The organism is Nostoc sp. (assembly GCF_036917095.1).
Classification (GTDB): Bacteria; Cyanobacteriota; Cyanobacteriia; order Cyanobacteriales; family Nostocaceae; genus Nostoc.
In genome coordinates this window covers 68005-88157 of sequence record NZ_JBALFH010000041.1, presented here as the reverse complement: position 1 = coordinate 88157, position 20153 = coordinate 68005, and the positions used below count along the sequence as shown (strand labels likewise).

Genomic DNA, 20153 nt, shown 5'->3' with positions numbered 1-20153 from the left:
GGTAAAGAAAATTGCATAGTTCAAATTGCGAGAAAGACACTCTTACACACAGAGAAGTCATGATTTTCTGGCTTCCTAAGATCAAAAGCTCGGCAAACACGCAGATGCAATTTGAATGACGATTAGATTATTATCTGTTGATTTGGCTCAGTACAGCTTTGCGTAAAATTGTAGCCTTTTTAAACGTAGAGACAGAGAAGTATCAACAAAGGAAACCTCCGCCTATAACTTTGGTGGGGCGCAGAGTCTTGCCGAATTTAATTCGCTATGAATTAATGAAATGCTGTACTTAGCCGTTCAAATTGGGCTTCAATGGCTGCTAAAAGTTGATGTTGCTGCCAATTTTGGCTAAGATGGGCGGCTATGCAAGCGGCTCCAGCGCCCATACCTTCTTTCACAAAGCCCTGCTCATAAGCTCTCAGTTGGGGATAACGAGAATCAGCAAAGCTCAGATGAGTTGCTAATAAGGGAGGGGTTCCTCCACTGTGAGTTAAGCTGCCTTTTCCTAAGCTAAGGGCTAAGTCAACTGTAGCGCCAGTAGAGTCTTCTGCTACCCAGCGGGTTGTGCCTACAACGACTTCTTCTGGTTGCCATGATAAAGCGTAAGTTTGAGCGATCGCACTTATCAGCGCATAAACTGCCAGCATTTGCGTCCCACCAGCAAGCATTACACCACAACTCCGGCTAGCAGCGATCGCCATCCCAGCTACCACCACCTGCATCGGATCGCCCACAGCCGCGACGAGTTGCAAGGGGTCAACTGGGGAAAATGAGGACGTAAAATTTTCTCCCCCTGCTCCCCCTGCTCCCCCTGCTCCCCCTGCTCCCCCTGCTTCCTCTGCTCCCCCTGCTTCCTCTGCTCCCCCTGCTTCCTCTGCTCCCCCTGCTCCCCCTGCTCCCTGCCCCCTGCTCCCCCTCATCTTCTCCAGCCCAGCTTGCACTAGTGCCCATTTTTGCGCGTGGTTACAAACAGGGTGGCTACTGTTAACTTTTCCAGCAGCATCTATACCCAAACCAGTTAAGATTGCCAAAGCAGTTGTAGTGCCTCCGACGACGCACTCACCGATAATTAAATAGCCCTGTTGGATGTTGGCAGCAAGGCGTTTTCCCCAAACTAGCCCTTGTTCAAACAAGTGGTGTACCGTTGTGATTTCCATAGCAGCACCTCCACTTAAACATCTAGCAGCCATGCCACCCAAATCAATTACTGGCACAGCAGGAGGCTGGGGTAAACCAGCATTAAACAAATGAACTGGTATGTTTAATGACTCAAAGACAGCGCGAGAAATCAGCACAGGCGAAGCCCCAGCCGCTAATGGTGGTAGGGGATATTGGGCTTTATGTTCCGGGCCGTAATACAAAAACTCAGCATCGGCACAAGCAGTATATTTCCGATCCTCTGGAGTGCGACCAGCCGCTGAAATCCCTGGAATTAAACCAGTTTCAGTAAATCCTAAAACACAGGCAAATACGGGTAGACAACCACGATACCGTCGCAGCCATTCTTCACCCTGCTCTTTTTGGGTATAAATACGAATTTGGGCATGGGGAATTGGGTATGGGGAATTGGGCATGGGGCATTGGTGATTAGTTAGCAGCGATCGTTTAACCAAAGACTAATGACTAATGACTAACTGTCATAATCCATGAGGATTTGTACCCATTGTGGTGGACGGGGAATAGGGTTGCCCAGGCGGTCAAAAAGTAACCATGATGCCAGGTGTACCACAAAAAGGTAAATAAAGTTGTTGAGTACAATTAGAGCGATCGCTCCCACTTGAATCAAAAACACACTGGGAGTCGCCAACAAACTCAGCTTCAAAAATACCCACTCAATGAACTCAGTCACCTGGGTAATCACATAAATCCACAGGTCTTCACCCGACAAAACAGACAGCAACCACAGCCGAAAAAAGACTCCCAAAGTACCCAACAGGGTACCCAAGCTGATGGAAACAATCCAGGGAACACGACGACGATACCACGTTGCCCCCAGAAGCACGCCCATGAACCCGTAGGGCATGACAAACAGCAAACTGCGGGCTGGCCCCATCAGTACCGTCAGCAGTAACCCGGAGGTGAGTGCTGCCATCCATGCCGCACGTTTGCCCCAACGCAGATAAACTAGAGCGATCGGCACCGGAAAAAATATCCGCAGAACTGGCCCCAAGGGAAAGTAGAAATTAATAAACCAAATTAAGCTCGCGGTACTGGCTAAAAAGGCCGTTTCCACCATCCTCAAGGGCGCATCAGCCTTGAGTTGCGGAGGCATTAACTCTTGTTCTTTATCTAACCAATGATTGTGGGGAGTTGGAGATTCAGGAGATGGATCTTCCTCCGGCTCATCTGGCAGAGAATCTAAAATACTCATATCTGACAAGTTCTTAAACGATCATTCTTTCCAAGGCTGACAAATCGGGAATACAAATAGTGTCTTGATCCCGTTTAATCAAGCCTTTTTTTTCTAGCCTTGTCAACACTCGTGTCACCGTTTCCCGCGCCAGTCCGCTCAAACTACTCAATTCCCGATGAGGTAAATTGGGGATTTCGGTTCCTGTTTGCCCTTTTTTTCCCTGTCCTTCTGCCAAAAATAGCAACGTATCTGCCACCCGTGACTGGCTATCAGATTCCCGCAACCGCAATCGGCGATTTACTTGCCGCAATCGTCGTGCCATTAGTTGCGCCAATCGAACTCCCGCTAAGGGTTCTATCTGAAGCAACTTGACAAAATCTTGAGCAGGCATACTGCCAATTACCGTAGGGGCCAAGGTAATCACATCTGTGGATCGAGGTACTTCATCTAGCGCCGCCATTTCACCAAACAATTCCCCTTTGCCAAGAATATTCAGCGTTACCTCTTTTCCTTCCAGATTGTAGGTGCGGATTTTTACCCATCCGTCCATAATAAAATATACAGAACCGCCCCAGTCATTTTCCAACAGAATTACCTGATTGGCTGGGTGAGTGCGGGTGACAAGATGGATGAGGGCTGATTCCACAGCAGTTTCTGGCAACCCTTGAAAAAAGGGAGCCGAGGTGATAATCCAGGGATTAGCCTGTGGTTGCAAGCTATATCGGTCTTCCATTACAACATTTTTATTCAAGCTGCTATATACACAACAAACAAGAGCGCCATTTTCAGCCTAAGCCATCAAGGCACAGTTCCCTTTCCAAGAGAAAACTAAACTATGCTACATAAGAAAGCGACAAGAACGTTTTTCTAAACCATCTTTACCTATAAGTTTAAACGGGGTAAAAGTTTTGCAAATAGTAGTTTATAGCCAGCAGAAGTCTTGCTTAGGGGCTAGCTGCACTGCAAACTTGATTAGCTAAGAATATAGGCAAACAACATCAATGATACTAAAGGGAGTAAATTATTGCTCAGGTATTTTAGGGATTTTCAAAAATAGGCAACTAATGAGCTGCAAAACTAAGCCTTATTAATAAACGCTGACTGAAGATTGCCACGACTCGCAGTAATCCATAACATAATGACAGTCACAAGTCCAAGCAGCGGCTTTTGCCACTCAAAACTTCTCCTATGGTCGATGCTGCGCGTAGCAAGATCCTCATAGGGGTACAGTGATTGTAAAGCAATTGTCATATTAGTTGACATAAAGTTATAATTAAGGTAATAAAAGTGACTTCCAGTGCAGATGAAATTCAAAAGCTGATCGCAGACATTGACAACTTACTTGCCAGGGGTGGCAAGCGCCTATCTAGATTTCTGTCTGGTCAGGCGCAAGAGCCTAAAGAAGTTTTAGAACGAATTCGCGACTTTTTGGTGAGGCTCCAAGAAAAAGAAGCATTAGAGTCTTCTGAAGAACCGCCTTCGCCTTTGCTAACAAAATTTCTCGATCGAGGTAATGACCAGCACCCACTACCACAGCTCGAACCTAGTCAGGAACAGAGTACTGTTGGGGCAGGACAATTAAAAACTGAATTTTCGAGCTTGATTCAGCCATTGCGATCGGAATTAGAATTGCTGTTGCAAGAGCGAGCCACTCTTATTCAGGAAATTCGGCAGCTAGAGCAAAGGCGATTGCAAAACTACTCTTTAGCGCAGCAGTTGACAAACCAGGATCGGATGATTACCGAGTTTTTAGAGGTACTCATGAGTCGTCTTGTGCCAACTTTAACGCCACTGGTAGCACAAACTTGGGAGAATTCCGCCAGTTCTTCAGGAGGAATAAATAGTACAAACTCAGAACCAGCAACCTCTGCAACTCAACCTTTTTTAGAATCCCCAGATCGGTTAACACATCTGGCCAAGGAGTTGGATCGACGCCTATTATCACTAGATGGGACGGTGAATGTAGTCTTTGAGGCACTACAGCGCAACATTAATACTTATTCCGAATCCCTGTCGCAAGCACTGGCAAGAATGCATAGCAAGGGGATGCAAAGCGAACAGCTGATGGCCAGCTTTCTCAACAATTTGACCCAGCATTTGCAGCAAGAATCCCTTAATTCCCAGTCATCTTTGTTGGGAGTAGAATCTGAGACACCATCATCATTAGCTGAACCAACCGCGATCGCTGCTGAAGTTGCGCCCCAACCCCTAGAATTTATCCAGCCAGAAACTTCATCTTCACTCACAATTAATTCTGATCAACAGGAGACTAACCTTAGAGAGGATTTAGATGCAGTGCTGTTGCAACTTGGCTTAGAGCCTCAATCTTCTGAAACTCCAGCCGAATTACCACAAGATATTTCTGCGTCAATTGGTGATGAAGTAGACCAACTTTACGCCAGTTTGTTTGGCACTGGTGATGTTAATAATCCCAGCCTCGATGTTGCGACAAATGACTTATCTGGTTCCACAGCCTCTCCATCACCGTTGAACATCGCTGAAGACCCACCTGTTCCTCCAACCGTGGATTCTGCGGTTGTGACACCAGATATGGATCTTTCAACCCAAGAGACTTTAGTAGAAACCACAGATTCATCATCAGAACCACAGGAAGAACTATTTTTTGAAGAGGATACTGAGGATACTGACTTAGACTCGCCTCTTAACAACTCTGTGCCACAAACAGACAGTTTCCCTGTGCAACTCGACACTCAGCCGGCTAGGGTTGATACAATTAATACCCTAACTGACCTGTTGCTCGATCCAGGTAGCGAGCAGCAACAGCTGGAACTTGATGCAACTACTGAACAGCAACCGCTGGAATTATTATTCTCTGTAGATAATGCCACAACTACAGCACCAGTTACTCCAGAAGTACCAGAAATTGCGTTGGCACATACCGTACCCATACAGGACAAGCTACGCGTAGCGTCTCCCAGAGAAGATATTGCCACATCGCAAGTGTTAATTAACGACGATCGCCCAGAGCCAGAACCATCTTTAGATAACTACATTACTGCTTCGCCACAAGAAAACTTACTTTCTGTTGAGTCAAACCAAGCTCCAGTTGTACCTGATATTTCTTTAGATGAAGAACAATTGCAGCAATTAGATCGGGATTTGGCTAATTTTGATCGGCAGCTAAATTCTGAGTCGCAGCCAGCTACCAACTTGGTTATTTTCTCGGAAGTAATTGGTAAAACTCAAGACACAATCTCCACAACTTCCCCTGAGCCGCAAACAGAAAATCTCCAGATAGCAGAAAATACCTCAACTGCTGCTTTCTCCAGTTTGGCAGATCCCCAGGTAGAAACTGAACAAAAAAAGGAAGTTACAACTCCTGTTCAAGAAAGTTCTTTACCTTTAATTTCCGACTCCATCAACAATCCACAAGTTTCGCTCAATGTTCTAGAATCAGTCTGGTATTTAGGAATTGATTTAGGTACAACAGGAATTTCTGCCGCATTATTAAATCGCTCGACTTTTGTTGTACATCCTATCTACTGGTCAGCAGAAAATCCGCCGGGAACAAGTTCCTTCCAGCAATCATTTCGTTTACCAACAGAGGTTTATTTGCCTACAGCTTCTGTACCCCACGGAGAAAACGAAATTATCGAAGTACATGAGCGGACTGCACCTACGGCTGTTGCCCAAGATAAAGTGCCCGATCGCGCGGCTACCACTCCTGCAACACCGAGATCGACAGCAGATCCGACGACAAATAATCTCTACTCAGCGCAGTTGAAGCCCTATTTACAAGTAGCCATTCCCTACAAGAGCGAACGGCAGAAATGGGAACCTGTTTTGCAATTAAATGAATTTTCGGCAGGCCCTTTGATTTGGGTTGTGCGATCGCTCTCTAAACTACTGCTAACCCTCAAATCGGAAAAAACAAGTACCACCCCTAGTTTAATGGCTGCTGCTGTGGGGATCGGCGAACAAAATTTTCCGCAGATTATCAATAATATTACTGGTGTAATTTGCACCTGCCCATCTAACTGGTCGGAACAATACCGCTTCAACGTGCGGGAAGCTTTACTCACCAGCAAACTTATCCAACATCCACAGCAAGTCTTTTTTGTGGAAGAAGCGATCGCTAGTCTACTCCCAGAACTCGATGCGGCTAACGGCGAGCAAGTAAAATTAAGCGAACGTCAGGGTTCTCATCCTGCAAAAACCAGCGAACATCCCCTTATTGGCAACACTCTTGTCGTTAACATTGGGACAACTGCCACAGAAATGTTGCTGGTCGATGTGCCAGAAACATTGCAGCAATTGACATACAATGATTTCATGCTCCACAGTTTTGCCTATGCTGGCAAAGGAATTGAACAAGATATTATCTGCCAGTTGCTATTGCCACCTAAATCTCGGCAATCACGTCCAGAAACACAAAGCGATGCCTCCGGCGGGCTAGGCCTACGCAAAACGATCGCCAGCAATCCTTGGCAATGGCAACCCTCAATTCCTGGTTTAGACCAAATGCGTTGGCAGAGTTTAGGATTGGAAGGATTGGAACTACCCAGAGTCGGGGAACCAGATATCACCGCTCGGATTCGCCTCCAGCAGCGTCTAGAAAGTTCCCTGCTGGGACAGGCGGTATTAGATGCGGCACTAGCCCTAAAGCTGATTTTGCAACACCAAGACTCTTTCACCCTGGAATTGGCCGATCAGCGGTGGATTTTGCAGCGACGAGATTTAGAAAGCCAGGTATTTATCCCCTTTGTGCGCCGCCTGAACCGAGAACTCAACAAGTTATTGGTAGCTCGTGGTATCCCCACAGAAGCAATTAATCAAGCTATCCTGACTGGTGGAGTGGCTTGTGTAGGGACGGTAAACCGCTGGCTACGGCAAAAACTCCCCAACGCTAAAATTATTCAAGATTTATATCTCGGCGAAAACGGTGCTCCTAATTGCAGTCGCGTTGCTTATGGTTTGGCGATGGTACCTCTACATCCCCAGATTTTAGATATACCCAGGCAACAGTACACTGATTATTTCCTATTTACAGAGTTGCTGCGCCTGCTACCAGATCGACCCTTATCTTTCGGTGAAGTTATCCAGTTATTTGAGGGTCGGGGGATCAATACTCGCACTTGTCAGCAACGGCTGCTAGCTTTTTTGGAAGGAGAACTGCCTTCGGGTTTGATACCTTCAGTTACAGACTCAACCTGGCTCACTCAGAGTTCGCAAGAAAATCCTGACTATCAAGCGATCGCCACGGCACCACTTTTTGAAAAACAAGGGAGTCTCACTTATCGTGCCAATTCCCAACAACTGTTGTCTTTGCGTCGCTATCTAGATGCGATCGAGGCTAGTAATCAGCAATCACTGGAGGAACCATATACGGTGAATTTTGCCTTAGAGGTTCATCATTGAGACTAGTGCAGCACGCTAGAAATAAGGATACTACTCAAAATCCCAAACGCTTACGTCATAAGCGTTTGGGATTTTGCAAACCACTACTAGTACTTCAGCAGAGTAATTTTTTGGGTGTATATAATATATCTTTTTTTTTTGATAGGAAAAAATACTGTAAATTTATAATCTACCACCTTAATTAAAAGATTCTGTAAATTTTGACTTTTTAGTTATTCTATTGCCTAAATTTTGTGTACATTAATACTCAGTAGTGGCGACAAAAGCAGTAAAAATCGCCGAAAAATCATGTCTATGTCTAACTACTGATACAAAAATTCCTGTTATAAAAGTAAGTTAGTCCTTGTGAATAATCTTTATCTTTATTCAGTTAATTGTTCGCAACAGCCTTTACACCCGTCAACTTTAAGCGTGAGAAAACGATTAATTGACATTGTTGGAGCTATTGTGGGGCTGATTATTACATTTATGGTAGCGATTCCCGTAGCAATTGCTACCTTTATTCATGAGCCAAGCCCAATATTTTATTCCCAAATTCGCTGTGGTTTGAACGGAAAAACTTTCCGCATCTGGAAATTCCGTTCCATGATTGTCGATGCGGATAAACTCAAGCATTTGGTTGAAAACCAAGCCAAAGGTCACATCTTTAAATCTGTTGACGATCCTCGCATTACTGCTGTGGGTAAGTTTTTGCGGCGTACTAGCTTGGACGAATTACCCCAATTCTGGAATGTTTTGTTAGGGGACATGAGTTTAGTTGGTACTCGTCCACCTACTCTTGATGAAGTCAGCCATTACGATCCACACCACTGGGACAGATTGCGAGTCAAACCAGGGATTACCGGAGAATGGCAGGCGAATGGACGCTCAAGCATCACAGACTTTGAAACCATTGTCAAGATGGATATAGATTATCAACGCAAGTGGTCTGTAACTTATGACCTGAGTCTGATTGTTAAAACTATCTGGGTAGTCTTAAAAAAGACTGGTGCTTATTGAATTGGGGAATGGAGCATTGGGGATTGGGAGAGAGATTTTTATCCCTTGACGCCGCTACCAGTTTCTGTGGGTACAATGTAACGTTGTAAGAATAGAAATAGTAATAAGACTGGGGCGATCGCAATCACTGAACCAGCAGCTACCAACCGCCAGTCAAGGGAAAATGTCCCTGCTAGCTTCGCAACTCCCAAAGGAAGGGTGTATAAATTTTCGTCTTGGATGACAATTAAAGGCCACAAAAAGTCACTCCAAGCACCAATAAATACAAAAATAGCTAAAGTTACCAGTGCAGGGCGAACTGCTGGTAACATCACATGCCACCATAATCCTAACTCCGAGCTGCCATCCATCCGGGCGGCTTCTTCTATTTCTTTGGGAACGCTCATGAAAGCTTGGCGCAACAGAAAAATGCCAAAGGCAGAAGCTAAACTCGGAAAAATCATCCCTAAATAAGTATTTCTCAAACCCAATTGGACTGTCAAAATATACAGGGGAATCATCACGATTTGGAAGGGAATCATAATCGTGGAGACGATCGCCACAAAAATCCAGTCTCGCCCCACAAACGACAATCTTGCCAACGGATAGGCAGCTAAAGCGCAAAACAGGAGATTTAAGCCCACAGTCAGCACTGACACCAAAGTACTGTTATACAGGTATTGTCCAAAAGGTAGAGAGTTCCAGACACTAAAGAAGTTATTTAGTGTCGGTGACGCAGGCAACAACTGTGGCGGCGACTGAAAAATATTTTCCGTAGGCGATTTCAAGGCTGTACTAATGAGCCATAGTAACGGGAAGAGCATCACCAGTGCGATCGCTCCCAATAGCGCATACATTAGCAGAATCTGCGATCGTGATTTTTTCCAGTTCAGCATTTGATTAATATAGGAAATTATCTTTTTTGAAAATTAAATATTGATATGCTCAAGTTAAAAAGTATTAACTGTTATACCAATTTTGTATGAATTTGCATAGAATTCAAAGGCTAAAAGCTTTGCTTGGCAATCATTCCATGCTCCTACAGTTTCATGCAGCTTCACAATAATTTGGTATTAAAGTTTCAGTAGTGTGACATACTGAATTGAGTCAGACATGGCTTTAGTTGAGAATTTAATTAATTTTATCCTAACCTATCATCAAAAATTAGGTTAAAGTAATTCACTTAATTCTGTTCTTGAATTTATTCACATATTAATATAATTAAGTCTCTTCACTTTCTGAACTCCCTAATTCTTCCAGAATATCAAAGAAGTCGTTCATTAGTTTTGCGTCATATTCTTTTACATCATTCCATGTTTGACTATTATGAATAATGTCTTGTGCTTCATAATAAGAAATACCCAAAGCCTTCTTTAAAATTTCAATTGATTTGGATTTTGAATAATTACTCAATCTCAAGAACTTAATGACAGATTCTTGATCTGCGGATTCAGTCAACATATTCTTCAGTTTTTCAGTTAATTCATTATCTTTATTCATAGTTTGTACCCAATTCAGAAAAGGCATTATGTTGCATAAATTAAATATTTATCATATTCTTAAGCCATTATTCTCATAAAAACCATCTATAGCAGTCTTAAAATCACGTGAGTTCGATGAACCTCTCCCTCCCAGCCTCCCTCTCCGAAACGGAAAGGGAGGAGCAAAGAAAAATTAAGCTTTTTGCTCCCCTCTCCGCGTCGGAGAGGGGCTGGGGGAGAGGTCAAATAAGACTTGTCGAACTCACGTTAAAATCATTCCTTAAAAACAAGATTCCTGGCTTATTTAAAAAGTCGGGAATCTTGGTATTTAAATTTTTACTAATCTTATACAATTAGTATAAAGTCAGTTTCTGTCCGCACAACTTTCAACGGTTATTCTTGCAGTTTGAAGCAAATTCATCGTAGCTAATCTTCAACCGCTATATAAGGTTGTGGTTCCCGCGATCGTTGGGCAATTTGTTCTCGCCGATACTTTGCAAGTTCGCTGTAAAGCCTCTTGCGAGATAGATTCACACTGCCAACAGGCTCATGCTCTAGGAGTGTATGCCAAGGGGAAAACAATATACCCTCATCTAAGCGTTTGCGTTCTTCAAAGTCAAATTTCTGACTGGGAATGCGGACAGTTGCAACTTTAATAAACGGTGAATCTGCTTCTTGCCATTCTTGAACGTGGTCTTCAATCGGCGTTTTTTCATCATCTACATAAAACTGAATTAGGAAGTCAAAAGAAGCTTCTCTACCTTCTTCCGTTAAATATTTGACCAGCGTTTCTCGGAGGTAATTTTCTGATTCTGGAAGTGTTTTTGGCGGTTGTTCGGGTTGTTGAGATTTTACAGATAATTTTACAATGCGACTACCAAACTTAAACGGAGCCATACTCCAATATTGAATCAAAAGTGGATTTCCTACCTTGTGGCTGCCAATTTTTTGCAAGATAGCAAAGGCGTAACCAAGTTCTTCCAGCCTTTCTGGGGTAAGTTGTCCACTACCTGCTCTGGAAAGATCGGCGTAATCACGAACGTCTTTGGTCAAGAAAATAGGATAATTGTTGAGTATAAAATCTTGAGTTCTTTCTTCATCATCCAGCACTTTTTGCCCGTCCACATTCATCACCTTAATAGCGATACCGCGAACATCAGGCTGGCTATCGGAGTGAAATTTACCACGTTTTTCAGGCGAACCACCGCTAGAGAACCGAATCCACGCAGGATAGGTTTGGGGCGTTTTGAATAAACCTACTCTCAGGTCTTCAGCAAGATTGGGTTCAATAATAAACTCTCCCCAAAGCAGTCCATGACTTTTGCTATGAATTTGACGGAGGTCTGGGCCGTTTTTTTGTTGAGCTTGGAGGCTCGTTGCGATAATATCGTCGATTATTGCTTCTTGCTCAGTGGTAGATGATGTTGGATTAGTCATAAAACATTTTATGATGTGTCTTCATCATCCTGAATCCTTCAACCTTTTCGAGTCAATCCGGTTTCCGTACAAATAGCTTGTAGTGGTTTATCCCAAGGTTCAATCAGTATTTGGGACAAATAGGCGAAATCAAAGACAATTCCGATAGTTGGTTTTGTCTGCCACTGCGGTAAACTGAGCAAGCGATCGTAATATCCCCCGCCATAACCCAAACGATATCCTTGATAGTCGCAAGCTAGACTGGGGACAAGAATCAAATCCACTTCGGCAGCATCTAATAGGGGAGCGTCGGGGTGTGGTTCAGTAATGCCATAAGCGCCACTTTGCACAGAATCGTTAGGTGTCCAAATATGCCAACATAAGGATTTATCAACGCAACGAGGAAATCCCCAACGGTATTTGGTGTTGGCATATAGTGGACTGAGGTCAGGTTCTTGGCGAAAGCTAAAATAAGCAAGTATTGTTTTTGCTTGGGCGAATAAAGCAGAGGTTTGTAAATGAGAGCAAATGCGATCGCTTTTTTCTCTCCATTCTCCAACGGACATTGATTGACGTTTTTTAAGTAGAGTGCGGCGTAGTTCTGCTTTATTTAGTTGATGATTAACTTTGTGCATGAAAATTTATAGCGTCAAACAAATAAGCTGGGCATCGCCCAGCTTGTATCACTCTACATTCAGCAGTACATGATTATGCCGCGTGTTGGCGATACCACTCAATGGTATTCTTTAGCCCTTGCTCAAAGCTCACTTGAGCCGTGAAATTAAAGGCTTGTTTCGCGCGTTCAGTATCTAAACAACGGCGGGGTTGACCATTAGGATTGTCAGTTTGCCACACAATTTCACCCTTAAACTCCATCAATTTGGAGATTAGAGTTACTAAATCAAGGATGGAGATTTCATAACCCGTTCCCAAGTTTACTGGTTCCGATTCGTTATAGAATTGAGTTCCCATAACAATCCCCCGCGCTGCATCTTCTGAATACAGAAACTCACGGGTGGGACTGCCATCACCCCAAACTGGAAGTTGTTTTTCTCCCTTAATTTGGGCTTCGTGAACTTTGCGAACTAATGCTGGAATAACATGGGAACTTCCTGCGTCAAAGTTATCTTCTGGGCCATATAAATTCACTGGCAGTAGGTAAACCCCATTAAAACCGTACTGCTGGCGGTAAGATTGCAATTGGACTAAAAGTGCTTTTTTAGCAATTCCGTAGGGGGCGTTGGTTTCCTCTGGGTAGCCATTCCAAAGATCGTCTTCTTTGAATGGTACTGGAGTAAATTTAGGATAGGCGCAGATTGTGCCAATACAAACGAATTTTTCCACTCCAGCTTGATAAGCAGCGTGAATTAGCTGCGTTCCCATGATCAAATTATCGTAGAACAACTCTGCGGGTTTTTCACGGTTCAGACCGATGCCACCGACATGAGCTGCTAGGTGGATAATTATGTCTTGCTGGTCAACTGCACGCTGGCTATTTTCCCACACACGCAGATCCCAATCGCGCGATCGCGGTATTGTAATCTTCTCGCGATCGGCCCCTGCTTTACACAGTTGATCTATCACCTGACGACCTAGAAACCCCGACCCACCAGTGACGAGAATGCGTTTATTTTTTAATTCTAAGGCGGTCATATTTTTATCCTATGTGGTGCGAATCAGAAGTGCAAAGCGCCAAGTTGTTGACGAATAGTCGCGATGTCATTTGGAAATTGCGAACCATTTCCATTGGGTGAAGTATGACCCAATGCTTGTAAATCTGCTTCCACCATTAAGGAAACTAATTCTTCAAAGGTTATTGATGGTGCCCAGCCCAATTTCTGCCGTGCTTTGGTAGAATCGCCAATCAATAACTCTACCTCAGATGGACGGAGGTAACGCTCATCAAACTCTACATAATCTTGCCAATTGAGATTCACATAATTAAATGCCAGTTCCAAAAACTCCTTCACTGAGTGGGTTTCACCAGTAGCAATTACGTAATCATCTGCCTGGTCTTTCTGCAACATCAACCACATTGCTTTCACGTAATCCTTCGCATAGCCCCAATCTCGCTTGGCATCTAGATTACCCATGTAAAGCTTTTTTTGCTTGCCAGCAACTATACCAGCCACGGCTCTAGTAATTTTGCGAGTTACAAAGGTTTCACCCCGTCGTGGTGACTCGTGGTTAAAAAGTATGCCGTTACAAGCAAACAAATCATAAGACTCACGATAATTTACAGTTTGCCAATGGGCGTAAACTTTCGCACAGGCATAAGGACTGCGGGGATAAAAGGGCGTTGTCTCAGTTTGAGGTATTGCTTGTACTAAACCATACATTTCTGAAGAACCCGCCTGGTAAAATCGTACCTGAATTCCGGTACGTTGTTGGTAGTCCCGAATTGCTTCTAACAGACGCAGCGTCCCCATTCCTACAGCATCCACCGTGTATTCTGGTGAATCAAAGCTAACTCTGACATGGGATTGAGCGCCGAGGTTGTAAATCTCTACTGGCTTTACTTCTTCTAAAATACGCCGCAACGTCGTACCATCCGTCAAATCACCGTAGTGAAGAAATAACCGCACTCCCTCTTTGTGGGGGTCTTCGTAAATGTGATCGATGCGGTCTGTATTAAAGGTAGAAGTCCGGCGAATGATGCCATGAACCTCATAACCTTGTTCCAACAAAAACTCACATAGATATGAACCATCCTGTCCAGTAATACCAGTAATCAACGCTCGCTTCTGTTGCGTCATGCTCAATTATCCCTTATTGTCTTTGATTAAAAATTTACAGCCAATCTGATACAACCTAGCAGCTAATTGCTGAATTGCGTAATGGGAAACCTACGAGTTCTTGTTGTTAAGAGACTTTTTTCGTAAATAAATATACTTAATAAAAAGTAATTTAACATGCAAGCCCAACCTTAGAGAGACCAAGATTGTTTAATTTGTGTATACTTCTTCTTTTACCAGATAGAACAAGATTCTTTTTGTGTAAGTTATTTTTTTGTCAAAACTTTATATCTTTCTGGTTTTGTGAAGACTGAATAAAATAGGTATTTTAAATTAGACTTCTTGCAAAAATTTGAATAAGGGCAAAACAAACCATAGATGAACACTCAGAGAAATCTGAGCTAAGTAGAAAGGCGCAAATTATAAATAACTATATAAACAAAAATGAACAGACGTTTAGTCTTAGGGAAAGAATTGGTACTTAGGGGCATTAACTGCCCCACAGAATCCACCCTAAGTAGTTACTCAGTATGCCCCGTTATTTTTGGGCAGAATGACCACATCAACAGTTTTCAAGATGATCCATAAATCAAGCCAGAAATTCCTAAATTTGACATAATGCAGGTCTATTTGGACTCGCCGAGGGTAGGGAATATCATTACGCCCAGACACCTGCCACAATCCAGTAATTCCTGGACGGATTGTTAAAATCTCATCAATGTGACAACCGTATTTTGGTAACTCTTCTGCTACTAAGGGTCGAGGGCCGACTACACTCATGTCCCCTTTTAAAACGTTCCAGAACTGGGGAAATTCGTCTAAGCTAGTAATTCGCAAAAATCGACCAATTTTGGTAATCCGGGGGTCTTGTTTCAGCTTAAAACTGCTCTCAAATTCTTGTCGCAACTGGGGCGATGTTTCCATCATTTGCATGAGGATTTCGTCCGCATTGCTTACCATTGTTCGGAATTTAATACAATTAAACGCTTTGTAATTTTTCCCTACCCGTTCCTGGATATAAAAAATTGGGCCTTCTGAACTGAGAGCAATCAGCAAGGTCAAAATTAAGTAGACGGGGAAGAACAAAATTAACACCGACAGCGAAAACACTATATCGAACAGTCGTTTGGCAAACTCTCCGTTTAAACCCTGAAAAGATAAACCTTTGGGTTTAACTTTTGGCGTCTTTGTTTTTTGACCGCGTTTTAAGAAAGTACGCGTAGACGCTCTAGTGTCTTGCCGTACGCCTCGCTTGCCGGAGAGGAGTGAGCTCTGGGCAGTCATCATACTCCTTAATAATCCACACCACACATAGTCCCAATATTAAAGCCAAAATGAGGTGCTTCTGGGGGGAAATTGCCAAAAGCCTAAAAAAATCAGACATTAAGCAAGACCATCATTCCAAAAACGGTCTTTTTTCGTTGCACTTGTTTACAAAATCTAGATAACGAGCTGCAAAAATTTCCGGGGAAAACTGCGCGGCGTGCGATCGCATATACTCGGAACTGAACGAACCCTCGTACATTTCAAATTTTTCTACTGCCTCCATCAAAGCCGCCTCTGTTTGCGTCCTGAAAAATATACCTGTCCCTGTATCCGCACAAGAGCGAATATCTCGCACTGTTTCTAGAGCGCCCCCTGCACCATAAGCAATCACTGGCGTGCCGCAGGCCTGTGCCTCCACTAGGGCGATACCAAAATCTTCACAAGCTGCATACACAAATGCCTTAGCCCTAGACATATATTTTTTTACCACATTATCGGGTTGCCATCCCAGTATTTGGATATTGGAGTTGGCCATCTCGCGAATCTTGTTCATTTCATCTCCTGTACCAATGATTACTAATGGTCGTTTTAGTTGATTAAAAGCATTGACAATCAACGATACTTGCTTGTAACTCACTAACCGGGAAACTGTCAGGTAAAAGTCCTCTTTCTCAGACAGAAACGGAAATTCCGCAATATTCACTGGTGGGTAAATGACTGTTGCTTCTCGCCGATAGCAACGCCAAATCCGCCGAGCTGTATGTTGCGAGTTGGCAATGAAGTAATCAACGCGATTGGCACTCAATACATCCCACTGGCGCAAACGATGTAATAAATATCGAGTTACCCATCCAGCGAAACCACTACCCAGTTTGCTGTGGCGCAGATAATCAAAGGTCAAGTCCCAGGCATAGCGCATAGGGCTGTGGCAGTAGCAAATATGCATCTGTTCGGGAGTGGTAAGGATTCCTTTGGCAACAGCGTGGGATGAAGAAAGAATTACGTCATAATGGCGCAAATCAAGTTGTTCAATTGCCAAAGGCCACAAAGGCAAGTATTTTTGTATACCGTTGCGGGCATAGGGAAAGTTCTGGAGAAACGTCTTGCCAATTTGACGCTTGTATAGATAACTTTCAGGATTACTGGATTCAAAATCTATGAGAGCATACAAATCAGCATCAATATGATTCAAAATTTCTCGTACAACGAGTTCTGAACCACCGGTGGCTTTGGGTGTCAGCCACTCATGAACCAGAGCATATTTCAAGGGCACAGCTAACTTGAATAAATGGAAAATACAAAGGCCAACTTGATGACGTTAACTGAAAAGTTTCCCCTTGTGATTAATTAACGGGAAGCGACCCAGATTAGCACATAAGACGCAATCTTTCCCTTAGAGGTTCCAGATGGATGCTGCAACCTGATAATCTCAGATTGGGCATTGCGGGTTGGTAATTGGGTATGGGGCATTGGGCATTGGGCATTTTGATTATTCTCCTGCCTCTTAGCCTCTTCCCTAGTCTCCAGTCTCCAGTTCCCCATCCCTTAACGACAACTGATATAGAAATGGTGAATTTATGCGAATTCTAATTATGGGTGGTACTCGGTTCATTGGCGTCTATTTGACTCAACTACTAGTGGAACAAGGGCATGAGGTGGTGCTGTTCAATCGGGGAAATCGGGCAGCACCTTCTTTACAGGGAGTAGGACAAATTATAGGCGATCGCACAGATGCTACTCAATTAAAAGCAAAGTTATCACAAGAAAATTTTGATGTCATTTTTGACAATAACGGGCGGGAACTTACTGATACTCAACCACTAGCAGAGATTTTTCAAGACCGAGTGCAACATTTTGTGTATATGAGTTCTGCCGGAGTATATCTCAAATCTGACCAATTACCCCATGTAGAAGGCGATGCAGTAGATCCTAAAAGTCGCCATAAGGGTAAACATGAAACAGAAGCTTACCTGACTCAATTGGGATTGCCCTTTACGTCTATTCGTCCTACTTATATTTACGGGCCTCGTAATTATAATGAGTTGGAAGGCTGGTTTTTTGACAGAATTGTGCGCGATCGCCCCATTCCCATCCCCGGAAATGGCTTGCATATTACTCAGCTGGGTCATGTAAAAGACTTGGCAAAAGCAATGACCCAGGTTTTGGGTAATAAACAAGCCATAGGACAGATTTATAATATCTCTGGCGATCGCTTTGTCACTTTTGATGGTTTAGCCCGTGCTAGCGCTGTAGCGGCTGGCAAATCACCCGATGCTGTAAAAATCGTCCATTACGATCCGAAAAAGTTTGATTTCGGCAAGCGCAAAGCTTTTCCGATGCGAGTGCAGCATTTCTTTGCTTCGGTGAATAAAGCGCAAACAGAATTAAACTGGCATCCTGAATATGATTTGATTTCTGGGTTACAAGATTCTCTGGAAAATGATTATTTGGCTAATGCAAAAGATAAAGCTGATGTTGATTTCTCTGTAGATGAGGAAATTTTACAAGCTGTTTCATAACTAGATACCTGACTTATTTAAATAAGTCGGGTATCTGAGGTTTAGATTTCATCTGGATTAATACTCAATTCGCGCAATTTTGCTGCTAATTTATCAGTCCTTCGTCTTTCTAAACAACAGATATGAATTTGGAAGATGAACGATCGCAAAAATATTCAACAATATTTCAGAAATCTCCTAAAGATTATCGAAAAACAAAGACCTGGATACACTGCTGTTTAAAAAAAGGTCTACTTGATGATGAAATTCAGAATAGCATTACAACTCATCCAGTTCCTGAAGGTTTAATCGCTGTATATGCATGTGTTAAAGGATGTTGTTTTGAATGTCCTAATAACTTTGATTTTCCTACATACTTACTTCCTGGATACGATTTAATCGAAATTGATAGAATAGATAGCGTTATAAATCTTTTGCAGAACGTACATAAAAATCCAGACTGTTGGGGATGGCAACCAGATATGATTCCTTTTTTATGCGGTAGCGGAGGTGATTACTATTGCGTCAGAACATTGTCAGACGATCGATCGGTTGTATGGACTCCTAAAGATGATGTTTTATATATAATTTGTCAAAGTATTAAAGATTTTATTTTAATAGTTACTGAATGCTATAAATAAAATACTTATTTTTTGGATGAAGATAGATATCTGGAATGTAATTATGATTTGGAAGAAAAAATTATAGTAAATTTCAACCCGAATTATTATCAAAATAGTTTAGAATAAAAAGAATGATAAAAGGCATAAAATCCATTTGTTATAAGTTAAACCAAGAACTTAAAAGTAGAGATTGAGTTGACATTGGGTAAAGATGTATACTTTATTTAATATTTAAATTAACTGCTTATGGGACAATATCCACTCCACAATGTTCTATTCGCCAGGGCCCGCTTAGGTGAAGGCCCCATCTGGGATTCTACCCAAAACGTAATTTACTGGGTTGATATCTACAACCATCGCGTACATCAGTTCAATCCTGCTACAGGGAAAGACTTGTTTTTTGATGTGGGAGATGTCGTAGGTGCGATCGCAACAGCAGGTGCAGATAGATTAATTATCGCGTTGCGTCATCACCTGGCATTCCTCAACACCCGGACAGGTGTAGTTACCCCCATTTTAGAAATTGAAGGAAATCTGCCAGATAACCGTCTCAATGATGGTAAATGTGACCCTCAAGGACGTTTTTGGTTTGGCTCAATGTGTTCTTTGGAAAAACCCCAGGCTAGTCTCTATCGCTATGACAATGATGGTTCATTGCATGTCATGGAAACAGGATTGACTATCTCTAATGGTCTGGGATGGAGTCCCGATCAAAAAACATTTTACTTAACAGATACTCCTCAGCAAAAAATATATGCTTACGACTTTAATTCGATAACAGGAAATATTACTAATCGTCGGATTTTTGTTGATTTAACTCATGAAACTTTCCACCCAGATGGGTTGACAATAGACAGTGAAGGACATATTTGGTCAGCTATGTGGGCTGGATGGTGTGTGATTCGTTTCAACCCCAACGGTGAAGAGATATTGCGGATAAAGCTACCTGTGCAAGTGCCAAGTAGCTGTACTTTTGGGGGCGAAGATTTGCAAACACTCTACATTACCACTGCTTCAGTTGGACTCAGCCAAGCAGAGATCGAAAAAAGTTTCTACTCTGGTGATTTGTTTGCTCTCCAAACTGATGTTACTGGATTACCTACTTATGATTTTAAGGAATTATAGTGGTTCTCGACTCAGTGAGGTACAATTTTGACCTCTCTCCTTTTAGGCTATGCATTAGTCACATCTTTCTTAATATTGCTGTAAATAAGTCAGGAAAAGGATTGTAGAACAAAGCAATATCTGGATACTTGACAAAAGCGGTAGAATAGGGACGAAGATAATTTTCTAGGCGATCGCTAACTACTTTCCCTAAGAATTTGAGTGAAGTAGTTTCCAGGTTGCGGCGATATCGTGTAATCGCTGTAGCCAAGCGTCAAATCGTCTTAACACCCGGTTCTCCATCGCCCTTTTCTGATGTC

18 protein-coding genes are annotated in these 20153 nt (G+C 42.8%); 5 read left to right on the top strand and 13 right to left on the bottom strand.

The genetic code is table 11. The features are described from left to right. Positions 1-272 precede the first annotated feature (272 nt). The 3 genes from V7L01_RS22460 to V7L01_RS22450 are packed head-to-tail and all read right to left on the bottom strand — an operon-like array spanning position 273 to position 3086. Positions 273-1574 carry a nicotinate-nucleotide--dimethylbenzimidazole phosphoribosyltransferase gene (locus V7L01_RS22460; RefSeq protein ID WP_335038610.1) on the bottom strand — a complete coding sequence of 434 codons (1302 nt, stop codon included), beginning with the start codon at positions 1572-1574 and terminating at the stop codon, positions 273-275. 56 nt (positions 1575-1630) lie between these two features. Continuing rightward, on the bottom strand, positions 1631-2371 hold the full coding sequence (locus V7L01_RS22455) for a DUF2232 domain-containing protein (protein ID WP_335038609.1): 741 nt from the start codon (positions 2369-2371) through the stop codon (positions 1631-1633). Between the two features lie 13 nt (positions 2372-2384). Continuing rightward, complete coding sequence (locus V7L01_RS22450; protein ID WP_335038607.1) at positions 2385-3086, bottom strand: Crp/Fnr family transcriptional regulator; 702 nt, start codon at positions 3084-3086, stop codon at positions 2385-2387. Between the two features lie 554 nt (positions 3087-3640). Here V7L01_RS22450 and V7L01_RS22445 point away from each other — a divergent pair. Beyond that, positions 3641-7732, top strand: coding sequence for a hypothetical protein (locus tag V7L01_RS22445; RefSeq protein ID WP_335038605.1), 4092 nt, complete (start codon positions 3641-3643; stop codon positions 7730-7732). 345 nt (positions 7733-8077) lie between these two features. After that, entirely contained in the window at positions 8078-8731 is a 654-nt protein-coding gene (locus tag V7L01_RS22440) for a sugar transferase (RefSeq protein WP_335038603.1), read from the top strand. 38 nt (positions 8732-8769) lie between these two features. Here V7L01_RS22440 and V7L01_RS22435 read toward each other — a convergent pair whose 3' ends face one another. From V7L01_RS22435 to V7L01_RS22395, 9 genes are all read right to left on the bottom strand, one after another. Next, positions 8770-9606, bottom strand: a complete 837-nt coding sequence (locus tag V7L01_RS22435; protein ID WP_335038601.1) for a carbohydrate ABC transporter permease — start codon at positions 9604-9606, stop codon at positions 8770-8772. A 325-nt stretch (positions 9607-9931) separates the two neighbouring features. Then, on the bottom strand, positions 9932-10210 hold the full coding sequence (locus V7L01_RS22430) for a hypothetical protein (RefSeq protein ID WP_335038600.1): 279 nt from the start codon (positions 10208-10210) through the stop codon (positions 9932-9934). Positions 10211-10617: 407 nt separating this feature from the next. After that, the gene (locus V7L01_RS22425; RefSeq protein WP_335038598.1) at positions 10618-11628 is read right to left on the bottom strand and encodes a catalase family protein; all 1011 of its coding nucleotides are present in this window, start codon (positions 11626-11628) and stop codon (positions 10618-10620) included. Positions 11629-11666: 38 nt separating this feature from the next. Then, on the bottom strand, positions 11667-12242 hold the full coding sequence (locus tag V7L01_RS22420; RefSeq protein ID WP_335038596.1) for a 5-formyltetrahydrofolate cyclo-ligase: 576 nt from the start codon (positions 12240-12242) through the stop codon (positions 11667-11669). 73 nt (positions 12243-12315) lie between these two features. Then, on the bottom strand, positions 12316-13260 hold the full coding sequence (locus V7L01_RS22415) for a GDP-L-fucose synthase family protein (RefSeq protein ID WP_335038594.1): 945 nt from the start codon (positions 13258-13260) through the stop codon (positions 12316-12318). Positions 13261-13283: 23 nt separating this feature from the next. Further along, positions 13284-14363, bottom strand: coding sequence for a GDP-mannose 4,6-dehydratase (gene gmd, locus V7L01_RS22410; RefSeq protein ID WP_335038593.1), 1080 nt, complete (start codon positions 14361-14363; stop codon positions 13284-13286). 504 nt (positions 14364-14867) lie between these two features. After that, a complete protein-coding gene (locus tag V7L01_RS22405; RefSeq protein WP_335038877.1) occupies positions 14868-15626 on the bottom strand; it encodes a sugar transferase in 759 nt (252 codons plus the stop codon). A 112-nt stretch (positions 15627-15738) separates the two neighbouring features. Then, the gene (locus V7L01_RS22400) at positions 15739-16881 is read right to left on the bottom strand and encodes a glycosyltransferase (protein ID WP_335038591.1); all 1143 of its coding nucleotides are present in this window, start codon (positions 16879-16881) and stop codon (positions 15739-15741) included. 74 nt (positions 16882-16955) lie between these two features. Next, entirely contained in the window at positions 16956-17078 is a 123-nt protein-coding gene (locus V7L01_RS22395) for a hypothetical protein (protein ID WP_335038588.1), read from the bottom strand. Between the two features lie 107 nt (positions 17079-17185). Here V7L01_RS22395 and V7L01_RS22390 point away from each other — a divergent pair, with 107 nt between their 5' ends. The 3 genes from V7L01_RS22390 (at position 17186) to V7L01_RS22380 (ending at position 19854) form a co-directional block, all read left to right on the top strand. Continuing rightward, positions 17186-18127 carry an NAD-dependent epimerase/dehydratase family protein gene (locus V7L01_RS22390; RefSeq protein WP_335038586.1) on the top strand — a complete coding sequence of 314 codons (942 nt, stop codon included), beginning with the start codon at positions 17186-17188 and terminating at the stop codon, positions 18125-18127. Between the two features lie 122 nt (positions 18128-18249). Beyond that, the gene (locus V7L01_RS22385; RefSeq protein ID WP_335038584.1) at positions 18250-18747 is read left to right on the top strand and encodes an SMI1/KNR4 family protein; all 498 of its coding nucleotides are present in this window, start codon (positions 18250-18252) and stop codon (positions 18745-18747) included. Between the two features lie 228 nt (positions 18748-18975). Beyond that, complete coding sequence (locus tag V7L01_RS22380) at positions 18976-19854, top strand: SMP-30/gluconolactonase/LRE family protein (protein ID WP_335038583.1); 879 nt, start codon at positions 18976-18978, stop codon at positions 19852-19854. A 58-nt stretch (positions 19855-19912) separates the two neighbouring features. Here the strand turns inward: V7L01_RS22380 and V7L01_RS22375 are convergent, their stop codons facing one another. Beyond that, positions 19913-20104: a hypothetical protein gene (locus V7L01_RS22375; protein ID WP_335038581.1), complete on the bottom strand. Its 192-nt coding sequence runs from the start codon at positions 20102-20104 to the stop codon at positions 19913-19915. Between the last annotated feature and the right edge of the window lie 49 nt (positions 20105-20153).

Bases quoted from the DNA above. Each gene is read 5' to 3' on its own strand.
- V7L01_RS22460 (WP_335038610.1), bottom strand. From the start codon at position 1,574: ATGCCCAATTCCCCATACCCAATTCCCCATGCCCAAATTCGTATTTAT.
- V7L01_RS22455 (WP_335038609.1), bottom strand. From the start codon at position 2,371: ATGAGTATTTTAGATTCTCTGCCAGATGAGCCGGAGGAAGATCCATCT.
- V7L01_RS22450 (WP_335038607.1), bottom strand. From the start codon at position 3,086: ATGGAAGACCGATATAGCTTGCAACCACAGGCTAATCCCTGGATTATC.
- V7L01_RS22435 (WP_335038601.1), bottom strand. From the start codon at position 9,606: ATGCTGAACTGGAAAAAATCACGATCGCAGATTCTGCTAATGTATGCG.
- V7L01_RS22430 (WP_335038600.1), bottom strand. From the start codon at position 10,210: ATGAATAAAGATAATGAATTAACTGAAAAACTGAAGAATATGTTGACT.
- V7L01_RS22425 (WP_335038598.1), bottom strand. From the start codon at position 11,628: ATGACTAATCCAACATCATCTACCACTGAGCAAGAAGCAATAATCGAC.
- V7L01_RS22420 (WP_335038596.1), bottom strand. From the start codon at position 12,242: ATGCACAAAGTTAATCATCAACTAAATAAAGCAGAACTACGCCGCACT.
- V7L01_RS22415 (WP_335038594.1), bottom strand. From the start codon at position 13,260: ATGACCGCCTTAGAATTAAAAAATAAACGCATTCTCGTCACTGGTGGG.
- gmd (WP_335038593.1), bottom strand. From the start codon at position 14,363: ATGACGCAACAGAAGCGAGCGTTGATTACTGGTATTACTGGACAGGAT.
- V7L01_RS22405 (WP_335038877.1), bottom strand. From the start codon at position 15,626: ATGACTGCCCAGAGCTCACTCCTCTCCGGCAAGCGAGGCGTACGGCAA.
- V7L01_RS22395 (WP_335038588.1), bottom strand. From the start codon at position 17,078: ATGCCCCATACCCAATTACCAACCCGCAATGCCCAATCTGAGATTATC.
- V7L01_RS22390 (WP_335038586.1), top strand. From the start codon at position 17,186: ATGCGAATTCTAATTATGGGTGGTACTCGGTTCATTGGCGTCTATTTG.
- V7L01_RS22385 (WP_335038584.1), top strand. From the start codon at position 18,250: ATGAATTTGGAAGATGAACGATCGCAAAAATATTCAACAATATTTCAG.
- V7L01_RS22380 (WP_335038583.1), top strand. From the start codon at position 18,976: ATGGGACAATATCCACTCCACAATGTTCTATTCGCCAGGGCCCGCTTA.